The organism is Brucella pseudogrignonensis (assembly GCF_031454375.1).
GTDB classification, from domain to species: domain Bacteria; phylum Pseudomonadota; class Alphaproteobacteria; order Rhizobiales; family Rhizobiaceae; genus Brucella; species Brucella pseudogrignonensis_A.
The window spans coordinates 18,338-36,535 of record NZ_JAVDQT010000011.1 but is presented as its reverse complement, the minus strand read 5'-3'; the positions used below and the strand labels follow the sequence as shown (position 1 = coordinate 36,535).

Here is an 18,198-nt window from a genome sequence, read left to right as displayed (position 1 = left end):
TGGAAACTGAGGCTATACTGGTGACTGGATCACGCGCAAGGAGGCACTTTTATGAAACCCGGTGACTTCAAGGAAACCAGTGCCTGTAGGGCTGTGACCGATATTCTGTCGCGCGTGGGCGATAAGTGGACAGTTCTGGTTGTGAGCTATCTTGGCAATCGGCCAATGCGCTTTAATGAGTTGCGCCGCACGGTGAATGGTATTTCCCAGAAAATGCTGACAACGACGTTGCGGAATCTGGAGCGGGACGGATTTGTTTCGCGAACCGTTTTCCCGACTATCCCGCCCAAGGTGGAATATGAATTAACTGATCTGGGCCGTGATTTGCTGAAGCCGGTCCGTGCTTTGGGTGAATGGGCCATTGCCAATGAAGCGCATGTCATGATGGCGCGGGTGCATTACGATGCGCGAACAAGCGGTGATGATGTGCGGGCAGAAGCTGCTGAATAGGGATCAAAAAGCAAGGGGCATAAAAGTGGAAAGGCAGGCTTGCGCCTGCCTTTCCTGTTGCCTGAGACAAGACTTCCAAGTGCGGGGGCAAATAGGAAGTCTATCTCGTATTACACTCGCGATTGACCATGAAAGTCGGGGAATGTAAATCAGAAAATTCTAAAATACGGGGTCTATCTACCGAAAAGCTCGATTTAGATGAATTTTCTATAAATCACAAAGAGTTACGCAATGTAAAAAAGGCGACCCGAAGGCCGCCTTTTCCAAAATAATTGGGGTTTTGGATTCCTTAGAAATCCATGCCGCCCATACCGCCCATACCGCCAGGCATGCCAGCAGGAGCTGCATCCTTCTTAGGCAGTTCAGCGATCATAGCTTCAGTGGTGATCAGGAGACCAGCAACCGATGCTGCGTTCTGCAGAGCGGTGCGAACAACCTTAACCGGGTCAACAACGCCAGCCTTGATCAGGTCGCCGAATTCGCCATTGGCTGTGTTGTAGCCATAGGTGTCCGAGCCGTTTTCAAGGATCTTGCCAACGATAACCGAAGCTTCTTCACCAGCATTGGTCGTGATCTGACGAGCAGGAGCCTGCAGAGCGCGACGAACGATGTTGATGCCAGCTTCCTGGTCAGGGTTTGCACCCTTAGCAACGATCTGCGACGAAGCGCGGAGCAGAGCAGTACCACCACCAGCAACGATACCTTCTTCAACCGCAGCGCGGGTTGCGTTCAGGGCGTCGTCAACGCGGTCCTTCTTTTCCTTAACTTCGATTTCAGTTGCACCGCCAACGCGGATAACTGCAACGCCGCCAGCGAGCTTAGCAAGGCGTTCCTGAAGCTTTTCACGGTCGTAGTCAGAAGTGGTTTCTTCAACCTGCTGCTTGATCTGCGAAACGCGCGCGTCGATTTCAGCCTTCTGGCCTGCACCGTCAACGATCGTGGTGTTTTCCTTGGTGATCGAAACTTTCTTCGCACGGCCGAGCATGTCGAGCGTAACGGTTTCAAGCTTGATGCCGAGGTCTTCGGAGATAACCTGACCGCCGGTGAGTATCGCGATGTCTTCGAGCATTGCCTTGCGGCGATCGCCGAAGCCAGGAGCCTTAACAGCAGCAATCTTCAGGCCGCCACGCAGCTTGTTAACAACGAGAGTTGCAAGCGCTTCACCTTCTACGTCTTCAGCGATGATGACGAGTGGCTTCGAGGTCTGAACAACGGCTTCGAGAACTGGCAGAAGAGCCTGCAGGTTCGAAAGCTTCTTTTCGTGCAGAAGGATGTATGCGTCTTCGAGATCAGCAACCATCTTGTCTGGGTTGGTGACGAAGTATGGCGACAGGTAGCCGCGGTCGAACTGCATGCCTTCAACGACTTCGAGTTCGGTTTCAGCGGTCTTGGCTTCTTCAACCGTGATCACGCCTTCGTTGCCGACTTTCTGCATCGCTTCAGCGATCATCTTGCCGATTTCGGCTTCGCCGTTAGCGGAGATGGTGCCAACCTGTGCAACTTCTTCCGAAGTGTTGATCTTCTTGGCTTTGCCGAGAAGGTTTGTAACAACTTCAGTTACAGCCAGGTCGATGCCGCGCTTCAGGTCCATTGGGTTCATGCCGGCAGCAACAGCTTTTGCGCCTTCCTGAACGATGGCCTGACCGAGAACGGTCGCAGTGGTCGTGCCGTCACCAGCAGTGTCGTTGGTCTTGGAAGCAACTTCGCGCAGCATCTGTGCGCCCATGTTTTCGAACTTGTCTTCGAGTTCGATTTCCTTAGCAACCGATACACCATCCTTGGTGATGCGTGGAGCGCCGAAGGACTTGTCGATAACAACGTTACGACCCTTAGGGCCGAGCGTTACCTTAACAGCGTCAGCGAGGATATCGACGCCGCGCAGCATCTTTTCGCGCGCTGTGCGACCGAACTTTACGTCTTTTGCAGCCATTTTACTCTCCTGGGAAATGTCCCGGTCAGATTATGGTGAATTGAAATTTAGGCGGTAACTAATCTCTGGCTTCGCCGATACCGGCGCGAGCCCGAAAAATTAGCCAACGATGCCCAAAATGTCGGATTCTTTCATGATCAGCAGGTCTTCGCCGCCGATCTTAACTTCTGTGCCCGACCACTTGCCGAACAGAACCTTGTCGCCAGCCTTAACTTCGAGAGCGATCAGCTTGCCTGCTTCGTCACGAGCGCCAGCGCCAACAGCGACGATTTCGCCTTCCTGTGGCTTTTCTTTAGCGGTGTCAGGGATGATGATCCCGCCAGCGGTCTTAGCTTCCGATTCAACGCGACGAACGACGACGCGGTCATGAAGCGGGCGGAACTTGATATCAGCCATGGTATAACCCTTGGTGTTATAGACGTTGAACCCTGTTTACGGATCGAGCCGATCCGCGCTTGTTAGCACTCTGTCTGTGTGAGTGCTAAGCTGCCAAAGAGATAGAAGTGGTCCTATTCTTTGTCAAGGATCGTTGCCGTTTTTTGACAAAAGCAAAAATAATTTCTGCCCAACGATGCTTTCGCGCTGTGAAAGCCTGATGGCAACGCATGTGGAGACTATAATGACGCGTAGCAAGGCAGACAGAAAAATATCGTCCAAGGCATTGCTATGGGCGGGGTTATGGTCAGAAATCGGGCAGTTTGGTTAACGAACCTAGCGCCTGCAAAGCCTGATTGGTGAACGCCGGGATTGAACACAATCCGTTCATTTGGACGCAGAGCGGCGCAAGCGTGGTGACAGAGCGGGCTCATTCTTGTAGAGGAAACCGCATGGTGCGCTTGCGCATCGTCCGATTTAACCGGCAAAAGGCCGGACCCAGCATATTGAGGAAAACAATGAAGCTGCCTGAACGCCTGGACGATCTGACGGATGGATATGATGCGATCTTCTGTGATGTCTGGGGTGTTCTGCACAACGGCGAAGTTGCCTTTGCTTCTGCGGTCGCAGCACTCAAGCGTGCGCGCGCCAAAGGCATTACCGTTATTCTCGTCACCAATGCACCACGCCCGTTTGGCAGCGTGATTGCACAGATGACGCTGCTTGGCGTACCAGAAGATGCTTATGATCGCGTTGTTACATCCGGCGATGTCACCCGCGATCTGATTGTCGAAGGCCCGCGCAAGATTTTCCATATCGGCAGCGAGCGCGAATTGGCCATCTATGAAGGCCTCGACGTGGAGCTGGTCGAAGAGTTTGAAGCTGCGGGCGTTGTCTGCACCGGGCTTTATGACGACGAAACCGAGACGCCTGAAAATTATGCGGAATTGCTCCAGCGCATTCGGTCCCGCAATCTGCCATTCATCTGCGCTAATCCCGATATCATGGTTGAACGCGGACCACGCCTCATCTGGTGTGGTGGTGCGCTTGCACGCGAATATAGTCAGCTTGGTGGTCGCACGTTGATCGCCGGTAAGCCGCATCGTCCGATTTACGAAGCTGCATCGAAAGCCGTTGAAGAAATTCGCGGACAGGCCGTTGATAAGTCTCGCATTCTTGGTATCGGAGATGGCGTGCTAACGGATGTGAAAGGCGCTGCGGATTACGGTCTTGATGTGCTTTACATTTCGGGTGGCGTTCATGCTGCCGATTATGCGCTGGATGGTAATGTTGATCTCGACAGAATGACTGCTTTCCTGCACAAACATGGACATTCTCCAATCGCCTCGCTTTATGCTCTTGTCTGATACCTGTTTCGAGAATCTGCTTCGACCATGACAAAATCTGCTTTTCAGCGTCTTTCAGGAACAGATGCATTGCCGCTTACACTGCGTGATTGCGTGGTGGCGATTGGCAATTTCGATGGTGTCCATCGCGGTCATCAAGCTGTACTTGAGCGTGCGCTGGAATTGGCAGATCGCGATAATTTGCCTGCGGTGGTGCTTACATTTGAGCCGCATCCGCGCAGTTTCTTCAAGCCTGACGAGCCTATCGAACGGCTCACCGATGCGGTCGAAAAAGCGGAAATCCTTCGGCTCATGGGTTTTGATGCCGTGGTCGAGCAGCCATTTACGGCTGAATTTTCGGGTCAGTCCGCTGAAGATTTTGTGCGTAATATCCTTGTTGATCGACTGCATGCGAGCCGTGTCGTAACCGGCTATGATTTTCATTTCGGCAAAGGTCGGCGCGGTACACCGCAATTTCTGGAAGAGGCCGGTCAATCATCAGGCTTTAGTGTTTCGCTAGTCGATGCATTTAGCGATGAAGGTGGCAACCTTGTTTCTTCGACGCGTGTTCGCTCGCTTTTATGCGCTGGCGAAGTGGCAGAAGCGGCAGGCCTGCTTGGCTATCGCTATCGCGTGAGTGGCGAAGTCATTCATGGTCAGAAGCTTGGCCGCACGCTTGGTTTTCCGACCGCTAATATGGTGATCGACGATCATGTCAGTCTGAAACACGGTATTTACGCTGTGCGGTTCCGCAGAGCTGATGGCGTACTTCATGATGGTGTTGCGAGCTTTGGCCGACGTCCAACAGTGGCAAGCGATGGAAAGCCGCTGCTCGAAACCTTTGTTTTTGATTTCACGGGCGATCTCTATGGAGAAATCGTTGAAGTGTCGTTCTTCGGCTATTTGCGCGGTGAAGTGAAATTCGATGGTCTGGATCCGCTGATTGCGCAGATGAAACGCGACGAGGAAGAATCACGAGCGATTTTGGCGGGTGCAAAACCTTTGTCAGAACTGGATCGACTTCTGTCTTTTCCAGCATATTAGTGTTTACTTGCAACACTTGGATAAAGATGTGCTGATGTTTCTACCTCTGATTTAAGTTTAATTTTACATATTCCGTTCAACAGTAATAAATATCCCTAAGTTTTATGGGGAACTGTTTTTCGGAGTTTCATGTGACGCGTATTGTCTCTCTCGCCTTTGTTACAGGCGCCGCATTGTTCGTTGGTCCTCTTTCGGTCATTGCCGCAGATATGCAGCAGACAGATGTTTATGCGACTCAGGAAGTGAAACCTGCCCGCAAATATCCATGGTCGGGCGACTGGTATCTCAAGGTCGGCGCAGCCGGAATGATCGCGCCGAAGTTTGAGGGATCAAACAAATACCGCTTTTCAGGGCAGCCTTTGATTTCGCTTGGCCGTCAGGGTGAAGCAGAGCGTTTTTCTTCGCGCAATGACAATGCAGCCTTTGCCTTCATCGATACGGATCGCTTCCGTGCCGGTGCAGTCGGCAAGCTGATGTTCAAGCGTGATACCGATATTGACGGTCTGCATGAAACGAAATTCGGTGGTGAAGCCGGTGGTTTTGTTGATGTCTATCCAACCGACTGGCTGCGTGTGCGTGGTGAAGTGCGCCACGGTATCCGTGCGCATAAGGGCGTTGTAGCTGATATTGCGGCAGATGCATTTTATGACGTAACGCCTGTTGTACGCGTTTCGGCTGGACCGCGCGCTACCTTTGCTTCCAAAGATTACATGCGCACTTATTATGGTGTGACGGCAGAAGAAGCTGTGGCTTCTGGCCTTCAGGAATATCGCCCGGGCGGCGGCTGGGAATCCGTCGGCGTTGGTGGTGCGGTAACGTGGCGCGCGACCGACAAGATCGATACCAGTCTTTTTGGCGAATATAGCCGTCTTCAGGACAAAGCCAAAAACTCCAGCATCGTGAAAGAACATGGTTCGCCGAACCAGTTCACCGTCGGCGTGTCGGCGACTTATCGTTTCGATTTCTCGCTGGATTGATCAAACTAAGCCAATCTGTAAAGTTTTCGGGGGCAGGGCTGCAAGTTTATTGCGCCCTGCCTCTTTATTCCTGCGAAGGTCATTGCTAAAAGCGTGTCCATGATGACGGATTTTCGGCAAATTATTGCGGCCATACGAATTATTGGCCCGGCCTTCCTTTAAGCCATAATGGCGCTGCTCGATGCGGCGCATGGCAGGAAGGTCCGGGAACGGCCTGCTGCGCCTTGCAGCTTTACTTTATTTCCAAGCATCTCACCCGCCATATTTCCGTGCGGGATTACAGGCAAATGATAAAATGACCGATACGACCGCCAAGATCGATTATTCCAAGACGCTCAATCTTCCGCAGACCGAGTTTCCGATGCGCGCAGGCTTGCCAGCACGCGAGCCGCTTTTTGTCCAGCGCTGGGAGGAAATGAACCTCTACAAGAAGCTGCGCGAAGACGCGAAAGACCGTCCGCTTTATGTTCTGCATGACGGCCCTCCATATGCAAACGGCAATATCCATATCGGCCATGCGCTGAACAAGATCCTTAAGGACGTCATCACGCGCTCGTTCCAGATGCGTGGTTTCAACTCGAATTATGTGCCGGGCTGGGATTGTCACGGCCTGCCGATCGAGTGGAAGATCGAAGAAAAATACCGCGCGCAGGGCAAGAACAAAGACGAAGTTGCAATCAACGAATTCCGTAAGGAATGCCGTGAATTTGCTGGAAGCTGGATCAAGGTTCAGGCGGAAGAATTCAAGCGTCTTGCAATCTGCGGTGATTTTGAAAATCCATACACGACGATGAACTTCCATTCGGAAGCGCGCATTGCTGGGGAGTTGCTCAAGTTCGCAGCCTCCGGTCAGCTTTATCGTGGTTCCAAGCCAGTCATGTGGTCGGTGGTTGAACGCACTGCGTTGGCAGAAGCGGAAGTCGAATATCACGACATTGAGTCGGATATGATCTGGGTGAAGTTCCCGGTCGCAGGCACGAATGATCTTTCTGGAAGCTCTGTCGTTATCTGGACGACGACTCCTTGGACCATTCCGGGCAACCGCGCTGTTTCTTATTCAAACCGCGTTGCTTATGGCCTTTACGAAGTTGTTGCGGCGGAAAATGATTTTGGCCCCCAGGCTGGCGAAAAGCTGATCTTCGGCGATAAGCTTGCTGAAGAATGTGCAAAGAAAGCAAAGCTTGAGTTCAAGCGTCTGCGTGATGTGTCGTTTGAAGAGCTAGGTGCCGTCACACTCGATCATCCGCTGAAAGGCTTTGCCGGTGGATATGAGTTCGTGGTTCCATTGATCTCGGGTGATCACGTTACCGACGATGCGGGTACAGGTTTCGTTCACACAGCTCCAAGCCACGGTCGCGAAGACTTTGAAGCGTGGATGGATGCAGCGCGCGAACTTGAAGCACGCGGCATTGATGCAAGCATTCCGTTCCCGGTTGGTGATGACGGCTATTACACCAAGGACACACCGGGCTTTGGTCCTGATCGTGAAGGTGGTCCGGCACGTGTTATCGACGATAACGGCAAAAAGGGCGATGCGAACGAATCCGTTATCAAGCAGCTGATTGCGCATAACAATCTGTTCGCGCGCGGTCGTCTCAAGCATTCCTATCCGCATTCATGGCGCTCGAAGAAGCCAATCATCTATCGCAATACGCCGCAATGGTTTGTCTATATGGACAAGAATCTGGGCGACGGCACAACACTGCGTTCGCGTTCTTTGAAAGCGATTGAAGAAACCCGCTTCGTACCTGCTGCCGGTCAGACGCGTCTGCGTGCCATGATCGAAGGACGCCCGGATTGGGTGCTGTCGCGTCAGCGCGCATGGGGCGTGCCGATCTGTGTGTTTGCCGATGAAGAAGGCAATATCCTGCAAGACGATGCCGTCAATAAGCGCATTCTTGAAGCTTTCGAGGAAGAAGGCGCTGACGCATGGTTTGCCGATGGTGCGCGTGAACGTTTCCTTGGCAATCGCGCCGGTGAAAGCTGGACGCAGGTTCGCGATATTCTCGACGTTTGGTTCGACTCGGGTTCAACGCACACCTTTACGCTCGAAGATCGTCCGGACATGAAATGGCCTGCCGATGTTTATCTTGAAGGCTCGGATCAGCATCGCGGCTGGTTCCACTCGTCGCTGCTGGAAAGCTGCGGAACGCGTGGCCGTGCACCTTACAATGCTGTTGTTACCCATGGTTTCACCATGGATGAGAACGGCAAAAAGATGTCGAAGTCTCTCGGAAACACTGTCACCCCACAGGACGTCATCAAGGATTCTGGCGCCGATATTCTGCGTCTCTGGGTTATGACGACTGACTATTGGGAAGATCAGCGCCTTGGCAAGAGCATCATTCAGACCAATATCGATGCCTATCGCAAGCTGCGTAACACAATCCGCTGGATGCTTGGCACGCTCGCCCATGATGAAGGCGAAACGCTGCCGCATGCCGATCTGCCTGAGCTTGAGCGTCTGATGCTGCACCGCTTGGCAGAACTCGATGAAGTCGTTCGTTCCGGTTATGACGCGTTTGATTTCAAGCGGATCGCCCGTGCACTGATCGATTTCATGAATGTCGAACTCTCGGCCTTCTATTTCGATATCCGCAAAGATGCGCTTTATTGCGATGCACCATCCAGCGTTCGCCGTAAGGCAGCACTTCAGACAGTTCGTGCGATCTTTGATCGTGTGACGACATGGCTTGCACCAATGCTGCCTTTCACCACGGAAGAAGCATGGCTTGATCGTTATCCGAACGCGGCTTCGGTGCATCTTGAGCAGTTCCGTGAAATTCCATCGGAATGGCGCGATGATCTGTTGGCTGAGAAGTGGCGCAAAGTTCGTAATGTCCGTCGCGTTGTCACCGGTGCTCTGGAACTTGAACGCGCCGACAAGCGCATTGGTTCGTCTTTGGAAGCAGCGCCTGTTGTCTACATCGCAGACAAAAGTCTTGCCGATTCGCTAGAAGGTCTGGATTTTGCTGAGATCTGCATCACGAGCGATATTTCGGTGAGCGATGCAGCAGTTCCTGAAGGTGCATTCACGCTGGATGACGTTAAAGGCGTGGCCGTTGTTCCTGTTCGCGCTGAAGGAGAGAAGTGCGCACGTTCGTGGCGTTATACGACTGATGTGGGTTCCGACTCGGAATTCCCTGAAGTTTCGGCCCGTGATGCGGCTGCCTTGCATGAACTGAAAGCTCTCGGTAAGCTTTCTGCATAATAATCAAAAGCCCGGTTACCACGATTGGTTCCGGGCTTTTTCGCTATAAGGCTTGCTTTATAACGTGAGGACATGGTGAAATAGCGGTTAATATCGCGATTGCCCGTAGAGATGGTCTCATGTAAAAGGCTGTCCTTGAGATAAACTTGCAATCTGCCTTGGAGTTGCCGGTTTTCTGAGGCAGAGGAGTGAAAGCTTCTCTGACAAAGAGAAAATCGACAGGCGTAAAAGAAGTGGCGCTAATGAAGATTGAAGGACGAGTTCTGGTTTTGATGACGGCAGTTGCGGGTCTCGCACTGTCTGGCTGCGTGTCGTCGCCGACCTATGGCACCGACAAAACCGCAGGGGCGCAGCTTCTCGACGATATGTCGAATATGGCAAGCTTCGGTCAGGGCAAGAAAAAAGACCGCATTGATTATAAACCGCGTCCTGATCTTGTTCGTCCTGCAGAGGGCGATAAGGGTTCGTTGCCAGCGCCGCAGGAAAGTCTTGCCAGTGCCGGTGATCCTTCGTGGCCAGAATCGCCAGAGCAGCGCCGCAAGCGTTTGCGTGATGAGATTACAGCAAACCGCGATAATCCGAACTTCGTGTCGCCGATTGAGCAGGATGCACCAATTGCAAGCAATGCCAGCCATCTTCCGGGTGGCAACAGCCGTCGCGAAGATTTTGCAACACGCACGCCGACTGCCGATCCCGTACGTATTGCAGAGTTGAAGAAGGCGCGCGAGCAGCAGGCTCAGGGTTCCTCTTCGACGCGTAAATATTTGAGTGAGCCGCCTTTGGCTTATCGTGAGCCAGCATCGTCTGCGGCCACAGGTGAACTGGGGCAGGATGAAGCGCAGAAAGAACGTGAGCGCAAGAAAGCCGCTGGTGGTGGTGGCAAGAGCTGGCGCGATATGCTGCCTTGGAATTGATTATCTAAAATACTCTTGATGAATATTTAATCAGCCGAAAGATTAATCTTTCGGCTGATTTTTTATATCTGGAGCATCGTCATCGAAGTGACACATTTAATAGGTTTGATTTATAATATTAATTATTTTTAATGTTGGTTATTCTGAACAATATTTGATTTCAATCAACGAACATATTCTGGCAGAGCGTAATCTGCTTCTTTTCGGGATGTAAGGTGCTTATTATGAATAAATTAAACCGTATATGGGACTCTCCCAGTGGTTACGGCCTGGTCAGTCGTTGCCTTCATTGGCTGATGGCAATGATTTTCGTTTGGCAATTCACTTCAACAATTCTTCGTATATTCGCCAAAGATACTTCACTTTATAATTTCATCTGGCCAACGCATTATCAGGTAGGTTTTGCTCTGCTGTTACTGGTTCTTGTCAGGGGTGTGTGGGGGTTGCTTAATATTTCCAAGCGCCCGCCTTATGCGGGCGTGAGTGGTAAGCTCGCAGGTCTTGGGCATCTGGTCATCTATGCACTGATGTTTGTCGTGCCAGCACTTGCGCTGCTGCGTACTTACGGCAATGGCCGTGGGTTTACATTTCTCGGGATGGAGATTTTTGCGAAAACCGGTGTTCAGGATGCAGCTTTAACTGCTCCCGGCAATGCTGCGCATGGCCTGTTGGGCTGGGTGTTGCTGGCCGTGATCGCTGGTCATGTGGCCATGGCGCTGCTTCATCATTTTGTGCTGCGTGATGACACGCTGCGGCACATGACGGGACATCGCGTAACCAATTAAGTTGGTTCAGCGTTTCTCGCGAAAAAAATCCCGGAGTAGGGTCTGGGATTCTTCTTCCGAGAAACCGGTATAGACTTCGGGAACGTGATGGCATGTGGGCTGCGTATAAAAGCGCGGCCCATATTCAACTCCACCGCCCTTAGGGTCTGCGGCACCATAATAAAGACGGCGAATACGTGCAAATGAGATCGCGGCCGCGCACATTGCGCATGGTTCAAGCGTCACATAGAGGTCGCAATCGATAAGCCGTTCCGATTGGAGTGTTTCACCAGCCTGCCGGATGACAAGCACTTCGGCATGGGCTGTGATATCGTTCAACTCACGCGTCCGGTTGCCAGCACGTGCGATGATTTCGCCGTCATGAACGAGTACCGCACCAATCGGCACCTCGCCACGAGTGGCGGCAGATTTTGCCTCTTCAAGCGCAATATCCATAAACGTAGCGCCGTTTTGGGATGAAATATCTGCAACCTTTTTCAATCCAACCTCATTTCATGGCCGGTAGAGGGAAATTTCGCTCGCAAGCTTATGAGCGATTTGTTACTGCATAAGTCACGAAATCAAAACCGATTTGCGAACGGATTTATACAGCGCTCTTGACCGGACCGTTCTTTGCCAGCTCCCCAGCGGCCAGAGACACCACGGCGGCGCTGCTGAGAGGCTAATATCAGATGAGTACAGAAGACGACAATAAGGGCGGTCGACGTCCTCCATTTGGACGCGATGGTCGCGATGGGCGGGGCGAAGGTCGCGGAGATCGTGGTGAACGTTCGGGCAGCACGCGTGGCGAACGCGGTGAGCGTCGTCCGGGATTCCGCGAAGACCGGCCTCGTGAAGGTGGCTTCCGCGAAGACAGACCGCGCCGCGACGATGACCGTGGCGCTCCGCGTAAGTTTGGATCGCGCGACACGCAGGATGGTGAAGATAGCGGTGAACGCATCGCCAAGCGTTTGGCGCGTGCAGGCATCGCCTCGCGTCGTGAAGCTGAGACGATGATCGCGGCTGGCCGCATCACCGTAAACGGCAAAGTGCTTTCGACACCGGCTGTCAACGTTAAGCGCACGGATGTCATCACGGTTGACGGCAAGCAGCTGAAGCAGGCTGAGCGCACACGCCTCTGGCTTTATCACAAGCCTGCTGGTCTTGTGACGACGAACCGCGATCCCGAAGGTCGCCCGACTGTGTTTGAAGCGCTGCCAGAAGAAATGCCACGTGTGCTTTCTGTTGGTCGCCTCGATATCAACACCGAAGGCTTGTTGCTGCTTACCAATGACGGCGGTCTGTCGCGCGTTCTCGAACTGCCTTCAACGGGCTGGTTGCGTCGTTATCGCGTCCGCGCTCATGGCAAGGTTACGCAGGCGCAGCTCGATACGCTGAAAGAAGGTATTGCCGTCGAGGGTATTTTCTACGGCAGCATTGAAGCGACGCTTGAGCGCGAGCAGGGTGCCAATGTCTGGATTTCGATTGGTTTGCGCGAAGGCAAGAACCGCGAAGTTAAGAATATTCTTGGTGCGCTTGGTCTGACCGTTGGTCGTCTGATCCGTGTTTCGTTTGGTCCTTTCCAGCTCGGCGATCTAGAAGAAGGTGGCGTACGCGAAATTCGCGGCCGTATTCTGCGCGATCAGCTTGGCGAAAAGCTTGTTGAAGAATCGGGTGCTGACTTTGATGCGCCAATCGTCAATGAGTTCTCGAATGCTGTCGTTCAGGGACGTACTGCACGTGAGATGGAACAACGTGAGCCGGAAGAGGAACGTCGTCGTCCGCAGCGCGAGTGGATTTCCAGTCAGCCGGAACGCCGCAAGCCGAAAGAAAAGAAAGACGACAAGATCGAACCGCGTCGTCGCGGCGGTGTGAATGTCTGGATGGCCTCTGGTGCACGTCCGCAAGGCGAAAAAGCAGCAGCAGAAAAAGCAGCACGTGCAACAGCACGTGGTGAGCGCGCAAGCCGTTCCGATGGTGATTTGCAGTCGCGTCCGCGCCGTTTTGAGCAAGGCGATCAGCGCCGCGAAGACGGTCGTGAGGATCGTCCACGTCGTTTTGATAAGCCAGCTGGTCGTCCAGAGGGTCGCTCAGAAGGCCGCCCGCCGCATCGTGGTCCGCGCAGTGAAGGTGACTTTCAGTCACGTCCACGCCGTTTCGGTGATGGTGAGCAGCGTCGTGATGAGGGACGTGAAGACCGTCCACGTCGCTTTGAAAACCGTTCGGAAGGCCGTTCCGAAGGTCGGTATGAGCCTCGCACACCACGCCCAGAAGGTCGTGATGATCGTAGGCCGCGCCCAGAAGGCCGCAGCGATGATCGCAAGCAAGAGCGTCGTCCGGGCAAGCGCGAACGCGCCGAACTGAAGGCAGAAGGCGGCGAAAGATCATCGGGCGGTTATGAAGGCCGTAGCTTCAGTAAGCCTTCTGGCCCTCGCGGCGAAGGCCGTTTCGGTGGTGGCAATGCTGATCGTGGTCCACGCAGCGGTGCACCTCGTTCCGGCGAAGGTCGTGGCCCGTCAAAGGGTCCGGGTGGTTTCGGCAAGGGACCAGATCGCGGCGGTTCGGGCGGCAACAGGCCGAATGATGGAAAGCCACGAGGTGGCAAGCCGGGAGGCAATGGTGCGGATCGTCGGCGGTAAATTCCGCGGGCGCGCGCTCGTTACACCCACAACAAATGCGATCCGTCCCACGACGGATCGCACCCGTGAAAGTCTTTTCAATATTCTTGCGCACAGCTTTCCAGAAAAAGTGGACGGCGGCCGTGTTCTCGACCTGTTTGCTGGTACGGGCGCGCTGGGCCTCGAAGCCCTTTCGCGTGGTGCGCGCTATGCGGTTTTTGTCGAAGAATCGGCGGAAGGTCGCGGTATTCTTCGTCAAAACATCGAGGCTTTCGGTCTTCAAGGCCAGACCAAGGTGCTGCGCCGCGACGCCTGCAAACTCGGTGAAGCTGGCACAATGGAGCCGTTCGATCTGATTTTTGCAGATCCGCCTTATGGACGTCGTATGGGCGAGAAAGCACTTTTATCAGCACTGGAAGGCGGTTGGCTTAATCCTGACGCACTTATCGTGCTTGAAGAGGAAACTGAAGCATCGCTTGAGCTGGATGAACGATTCGTCGTGCATGAAGAGCGGAATTATGGTGGCACCATCATTCGCCTTATCCAATTGAAGCAAGGCTGAAAATCGGCCTGCCCCGGAGACGGGACGGGCAATGATATTTGATATTGATTTTGAAGCATTTCGGCCTTTTGAATGGGTGAAATGAAAACTGATTGGAGATGTCGTTTGGTGCATAACCCCTCACTCCGGCGCTTATTGTTGCCTACGGCAATCGGTTTCGCACTGGCTTTGCCGCTGGCAGCTGTTTCTGTTCGGGCGCAGACACCCGCTCCGGCTGTATCAACCGAAGCCACAGCCGTTCCGCCGGCGCAAAATCTTCCGGAAATAACGAAATCTGAAGACATCAGCAGCTTCACGCTGGAAAATGGTTTGAAGGTTGTGGTCATTCCTGATCATCGTGCGCCGGTCGTCACGCAGATGATCTGGTATCATGTTGGCTCCGCTGATGAAGCGCCCGGCAAATCCGGCATTGCGCATTTTCTTGAGCACCTGATGTTCAAGGGCACCAAGACTTATCCGGCTGGTGAGTTTTCCGCAAAGATTGCAGCCATTGGCGGTCAGGAAAATGCTTTCACGTCTTATGATTATACGGCCTATTTCCAGCGCGTTGCGCCTGATGCGCTTGAAATGGTGATGGGCTATGAATCAGATCGTATGGCCAATCTGGTGCTTGATGAAGAAGCAGTCACGACAGAGCGTGAAGTGATCCTTGAAGAGCGCCGTATGCGTGTGGATTCAAATCCCGCAGCGATGCTGATGGAAAATACTGATTCTGTGCTTTTCTATAACCATCCTTATCGCGTGCCGGTTATTGGTTGGCGGCAGGAGATGGAAAAGCTCAGCCTCAAGGATGCGGTTGATTTCTATCAGCAATATTATACGCCAAACAATGCAACACTGGTGATCGCCGGTGACGTGACGCCGGAACGCGTGCGTGATCTGGTCATGCAAACCTGGGCCAAAATCCCCAAGCGTGCCGATGTGTTGCCGCGTGAGCGTCCGCAGGAGCCTCAGAAAAACGCAGCGCGTGTTGTGACACTGCATGATGATCGCGTCAGTACACCTTCGTTCCGCATATCGTGGCTTGTGCCATCGTATGCGAATGAAAAGCGCTTTCCGAATGTGAAGGCGGGTGATGCACCTGCGCTTGATTTGCTTGGCGAAATTCTGGGCGGCTCACTGCGTTCGCGTCTTTATCAGGAGCTCATCGTCAAACAGGGCATCGCTTCCAATACGGGTGCGAGCTATGACGGTGATCCGCTTGATGACGGCACATTCTCGGTCTATGGCTCGCCACAAAATGGCAAGACACTGGCAGACGTAGAAAAGGCCGTTGATGCTGAACTTGCACGGATTATCAAAGATGGTGTGACACAAGACGAGCTTGATCAGGCGCGCAATCGCTTCCTGAAAGCGATTACTTTTGCACGTGATAGCCAGTCTGGAATGGCCCGTATTTACGGTTCGACCTTATCGATTGGTCAGAATATCGAAGATATTCAGAAATGGCCGGATGTTATCAAGGCTGTGACGGTCGACCAAATCAAGGATGCAGCAGGCCGTTATCTTGTCAAAGATCAGTCTGTGACCAGCTATCTGCTGCCACCCGATACTGAGCCAGAAAACGCTCGTGAAAACCCTAATGCCGCCGCAGGCGATGCAGTTGGTCAAGGCGCAGAAGGAGCAATCCAGTGAGTAAGGTTGTTGTATTGAGCATTCTGCGTGCAAAAAATGCCGTCGCTGCCGTTGTCGGCTCGATATTGTTGCTGGTGGCAGTGAGCCTGCCTGCCAATGCTATCGAAATTCAGGAAGTCGTTTCCCCTAAAGGCATCAAGGCCTGGCTGGTTGAAGATAATTCCGTACCGCTCGTTTCTATGCGCTTCTCATTTAAGGGCGGGGCTTCACAGGATCCATCCGGCAAGGAAGGTCTGGCGAATTTGATGACTGGGCTTTTCGATGAAGGCGCTGGCGATCTCGATTCGGATAGTTTTCAGGAGCGCATTGATAATCTCGGCGGAGAAATGAGTTTCTCAGCGTCCCCGGATACGGTTTCAGGCAGCATTCGTATGCTGGCAGAGAACCGCAAGCCTGTTACTGATCTTCTGGCGCTTTCGGTCAACAAACCGCGTTTTGATCAGGATGCGATTGATCGTATCCGCCAGCAAGTGGTTGCGAGCCTTGAAGCATCGCAACGCAATCCATCGACCATCGCGTCGCGCAAATTTGCAGATGTGCTGTATGGCAATCACCCCTATGCGCGTCCGGATGAGGGCACGATCAAGTCGCTGCAATCAATCACACGCGATGATCTGGTGAATTTCCATCGTAAGAATTTTGCTCGCGATAAGCTGACGGTCGGTGTGGTCGGTTCGATCAATGCGAAAGACCTAGGCGAAATGCTTGACGAAGTCTTTGGCGATTTGCCCGCGACCGCAGAACTGGTGCCGGTTCCGGATGCGAAGCTCGCGCTTGGCACCACAACCAGCCTCAGCTTTGACATGCCGCAGACGTCGATCAGCTTTGTTTATCCGGCTGTGCCGCGCAAGGATGATGAATTTTTCGCTGCCTATCTGATGAACCACATTCTTGGTGGCGGTTTTACATCACGCCTTTATGCGGAAGTGCGTGAAAAGCGTGGCCTCGCCTATTCGGTATCGTCGTCTATGTCGTTGCGTGATCATGTTTCGGCGCTGACCATTTCGACCGCAACACGCCCTGAAAAAGCACAGGAATCGCTCAAGATTATTCGCGAACAGGTTGGAAAAATGGCTAGCGATGGCCCAACAGAGGCTGAGCTTGCTGCTGCAAAAAGCTATCTCAAGGGCTCTTACGCTGTGAACAATCTCGATTCTTCCATCTCGATTGCCGACACACTGGTTGGTCTTCAGGAAGCGGACCTTGATCGGGATTACATCGACAAGCGCAATGAATTGATCGATGCGGTGACGCTAGATCAGGTCAAAGCTATTGCCAAAAAGCTTTTGGAAGCAGAACCTGCAATTCTGATTTTCGGTCCTGCGCAGTCCTAAAGCATGTCGCGGAAAAGTGGGAACTGCTTTTGCGGGGAAATCAGTCCACTGGACTGATTTCTGATCCCGCTTCGATCCGATAACGACATGCGTTAAAATAAGGAGCTAGAGCGAGCGCTGTGAATACGAATAAGCGCAACACGCTCTAAACGCATACGGCGAGAGAAAAGCTTTATGGATATGACACTACCAACATCTCCGCGTATCGCCGTCGCTTTTGGCGGCGGTGGTGCACGTGGTATTGCGCATATCCATATTATCGAAGTGCTGGACGAGCTTGGCATCAAGCCAGTGGCGATTGCCGGCTCGTCTATTGGTTCGATCGTTGGCGCTGGCATGGCCAATGGCATGAGCGGCGCGGAAATTCATGAATATATGGCTGCGATTTTTAATCGCCGCTCTGAAGTCGCCCGCCGTATGTGGCAGGCGCGGCCTGAACGCTGGGTGGAGCTGCTTAAAGGGGGCTTCCGAGTAAGCCAATTCAATCTTGAGAAGATATTAGACGTCTTTCTTCCGGCATCATTGCCCGAAAATGTCGAGCAGCTGAAAATCCCTATGAGCATAACTGCCTCTGATTTTCATGCGGCAACAGAACTCAACATTGAACAGGGTGATCTGCGTTCAGCGATTGCGGCCTCCTGCGCCATCCCGCCTGTTTTCAGGCCGGTGCGTCGCGATGGACGCATTCTCGTTGATGGCGGACTGCTCAATCCGGTTCCGTTTGATCTGCTGTTCGACAAGGCCGATATTGTCATTGGCATAGACGTTGTTGGTGCGCCGGTTGGCCCGGATGATTATATGCCGACAACGATGGAGGCCGTCATGGGAGCCAACCAGCTCACCATGTGCTCTATCATTGAGAACAAGTTCCGCAACCGTCCGCCGCATATTTTTCTGCGTCCGAATGTTGAGCGGATTGGCCTGCTTGATTTCCTGAAATTCGAGCAGATACTGTCGCAAACAACACCCATTCGCGAAGAACTCAAACAGGCGCTGGATACGGTTTTGAGCGGCAAGCCTGCGGCTGCCGCTTCCTGA

At 53.0% G+C, this 18,198-nt stretch carries 15 protein-coding genes and 1 pseudogene; 12 read left to right on the top strand and 4 right to left on the bottom strand.

Annotated features, from left to right (window positions below; translation table 11 throughout):
* Window positions 1-51: 51 nt before the first annotated feature.
* Entirely contained in the window at window positions 52-450 is a 399-nt protein-coding gene (locus tag J2782_RS20635) for a winged helix-turn-helix transcriptional regulator (RefSeq protein ID WP_310015904.1), read from the top strand.
* Window positions 451-739: 289 nt separating this feature from the next.
* Here J2782_RS20635 and groL read toward each other — a convergent pair whose 3' ends face one another.
* Together groL and groES are read right to left on the bottom strand one after the other, a co-directional pair.
* A complete protein-coding gene (gene groL / locus J2782_RS20630; protein WP_310015902.1) occupies window positions 740-2,380 on the bottom strand; it encodes a chaperonin GroEL in 1,641 nt (546 codons plus the stop codon).
* Between the two features lie 99 nt (window positions 2,381-2,479).
* The gene (gene groES, locus J2782_RS20625; protein ID WP_006472506.1) at window positions 2,480-2,776 is read right to left on the bottom strand and encodes a co-chaperone GroES; all 297 of its coding nucleotides are present in this window, start codon (window positions 2,774-2,776) and stop codon (window positions 2,480-2,482) included.
* A 497-nt stretch (window positions 2,777-3,273) separates the two neighbouring features.
* Here groES and J2782_RS20620 point away from each other — a divergent pair, with 497 nt between their 5' ends.
* The 3 genes from J2782_RS20620 to J2782_RS20610 all read left to right on the top strand — a co-directional run bounded on the left by J2782_RS20620 (window position 3,274) and on the right by J2782_RS20610 (window position 6,122).
* A complete protein-coding gene (locus tag J2782_RS20620; RefSeq protein WP_310015900.1) occupies window positions 3,274-4,122 on the top strand; it encodes a TIGR01459 family HAD-type hydrolase in 849 nt (282 codons plus the stop codon).
* Window positions 4,123-4,149: 27 nt separating this feature from the next.
* Entirely contained in the window at window positions 4,150-5,145 is a 996-nt protein-coding gene (locus J2782_RS20615; protein WP_310015898.1) for a bifunctional riboflavin kinase/FAD synthetase, read from the top strand.
* 131 nt (window positions 5,146-5,276) lie between these two features.
* A complete protein-coding gene (locus J2782_RS20610) occupies window positions 5,277-6,122 on the top strand; it encodes a MipA/OmpV family protein (protein WP_310015897.1) in 846 nt (281 codons plus the stop codon).
* Here the strand turns inward: J2782_RS20610 and J2782_RS20605 are convergent, their stop codons facing one another.
* On the bottom strand, window positions 6,123-6,314 hold the full coding sequence (locus J2782_RS20605; protein WP_310015896.1) for a hypothetical protein: 192 nt from the start codon (window positions 6,312-6,314) through the stop codon (window positions 6,123-6,125).
* A 103-nt stretch (window positions 6,315-6,417) separates the two neighbouring features.
* Here J2782_RS20605 and ileS point away from each other — a divergent pair, with 103 nt between their 5' ends.
* The 3 genes from ileS (at window position 6,418) to J2782_RS20590 (ending at window position 11,032) form a co-directional block, all read left to right on the top strand.
* Entirely contained in the window at window positions 6,418-9,333 is a 2,916-nt protein-coding gene (gene ileS / locus J2782_RS20600) for an isoleucine--tRNA ligase (RefSeq protein WP_310015894.1), read from the top strand.
* A 242-nt stretch (window positions 9,334-9,575) separates the two neighbouring features.
* Window positions 9,576-10,247 carry a hypothetical protein gene (locus J2782_RS20595; RefSeq protein ID WP_310015892.1) on the top strand — a complete coding sequence of 224 codons (672 nt, stop codon included), beginning with the start codon at window positions 9,576-9,578 and terminating at the stop codon, window positions 10,245-10,247.
* Window positions 10,248-10,471: 224 nt separating this feature from the next.
* Window positions 10,472-11,032 (top strand): cytochrome b, encoded by a 561-nt coding sequence (locus J2782_RS20590; RefSeq protein ID WP_310015891.1) that lies wholly within the window; start codon window positions 10,472-10,474, stop codon window positions 11,030-11,032.
* A 6-nt stretch (window positions 11,033-11,038) separates the two neighbouring features.
* Here the strand turns inward: J2782_RS20590 and J2782_RS20585 are convergent, their stop codons facing one another.
* Window positions 11,039-11,512 (bottom strand): nucleoside deaminase, encoded by a 474-nt coding sequence (locus J2782_RS20585; protein ID WP_310015890.1) that lies wholly within the window; start codon window positions 11,510-11,512, stop codon window positions 11,039-11,041.
* A gap of 191 nt (window positions 11,513-11,703) precedes the next feature.
* Here J2782_RS20585 and J2782_RS20580 point away from each other — a divergent pair.
* The 5 genes and pseudogenes from J2782_RS20580 to J2782_RS20560 form a co-directional block, all read left to right on the top strand.
* Window positions 11,704-13,107: pseudogene (locus J2782_RS20580) on the top strand (pseudouridine synthase); the annotation flags it as partial.
* A gap of 523 nt (window positions 13,108-13,630) precedes the next feature.
* Window positions 13,631-14,191, top strand: a complete 561-nt coding sequence (gene rsmD, locus J2782_RS20575; protein WP_310015998.1) for a 16S rRNA (guanine(966)-N(2))-methyltransferase RsmD — start codon at window positions 13,631-13,633, stop codon at window positions 14,189-14,191.
* A 108-nt stretch (window positions 14,192-14,299) separates the two neighbouring features.
* Complete coding sequence (locus J2782_RS20570; protein WP_310015997.1) at window positions 14,300-15,826, top strand: M16 family metallopeptidase; 1,527 nt, start codon at window positions 14,300-14,302, stop codon at window positions 15,824-15,826.
* 23 nt (window positions 15,827-15,849) lie between these two features.
* A complete protein-coding gene (locus J2782_RS20565; protein WP_404989696.1) occupies window positions 15,850-17,160 on the top strand; it encodes a M16 family metallopeptidase in 1,311 nt (436 codons plus the stop codon).
* Between the two features lie 174 nt (window positions 17,161-17,334).
* Window positions 17,335-18,198, top strand: a complete 864-nt coding sequence (locus tag J2782_RS20560) for a patatin-like phospholipase family protein (RefSeq protein WP_310015889.1) — start codon at window positions 17,335-17,337, stop codon at window positions 18,196-18,198.

Bases quoted from the DNA above. Each gene is read 5' to 3' on its own strand.
- ileS (WP_310015894.1), top strand. From the start codon at position 6,418: ATGACCGATACGACCGCCAAGATCGATTATTCCAAGACGCTCAATCTT.
- J2782_RS20560 (WP_310015889.1), top strand. From the start codon at position 17,335: ATGGATATGACACTACCAACATCTCCGCGTATCGCCGTCGCTTTTGGC.
- groES (WP_006472506.1), bottom strand. From the start codon at position 2,776: ATGGCTGATATCAAGTTCCGCCCGCTTCATGACCGCGTCGTCGTTCGT.
- J2782_RS20615 (WP_310015898.1), top strand. From the start codon at position 4,150: ATGACAAAATCTGCTTTTCAGCGTCTTTCAGGAACAGATGCATTGCCG.
- J2782_RS20635 (WP_310015904.1), top strand. From the start codon at position 52: ATGAAACCCGGTGACTTCAAGGAAACCAGTGCCTGTAGGGCTGTGACC.
- J2782_RS20595 (WP_310015892.1), top strand. From the start codon at position 9,576: ATGAAGATTGAAGGACGAGTTCTGGTTTTGATGACGGCAGTTGCGGGT.
- J2782_RS20605 (WP_310015896.1), bottom strand. From the start codon at position 6,314: ATGCGCCGCATCGAGCAGCGCCATTATGGCTTAAAGGAAGGCCGGGCC.
- J2782_RS20590 (WP_310015891.1), top strand. From the start codon at position 10,472: ATGAATAAATTAAACCGTATATGGGACTCTCCCAGTGGTTACGGCCTG.
- J2782_RS20620 (WP_310015900.1), top strand. From the start codon at position 3,274: ATGAAGCTGCCTGAACGCCTGGACGATCTGACGGATGGATATGATGCG.
- groL (WP_310015902.1), bottom strand. From the start codon at position 2,380: ATGGCTGCAAAAGACGTAAAGTTCGGTCGCACAGCGCGCGAAAAGATG.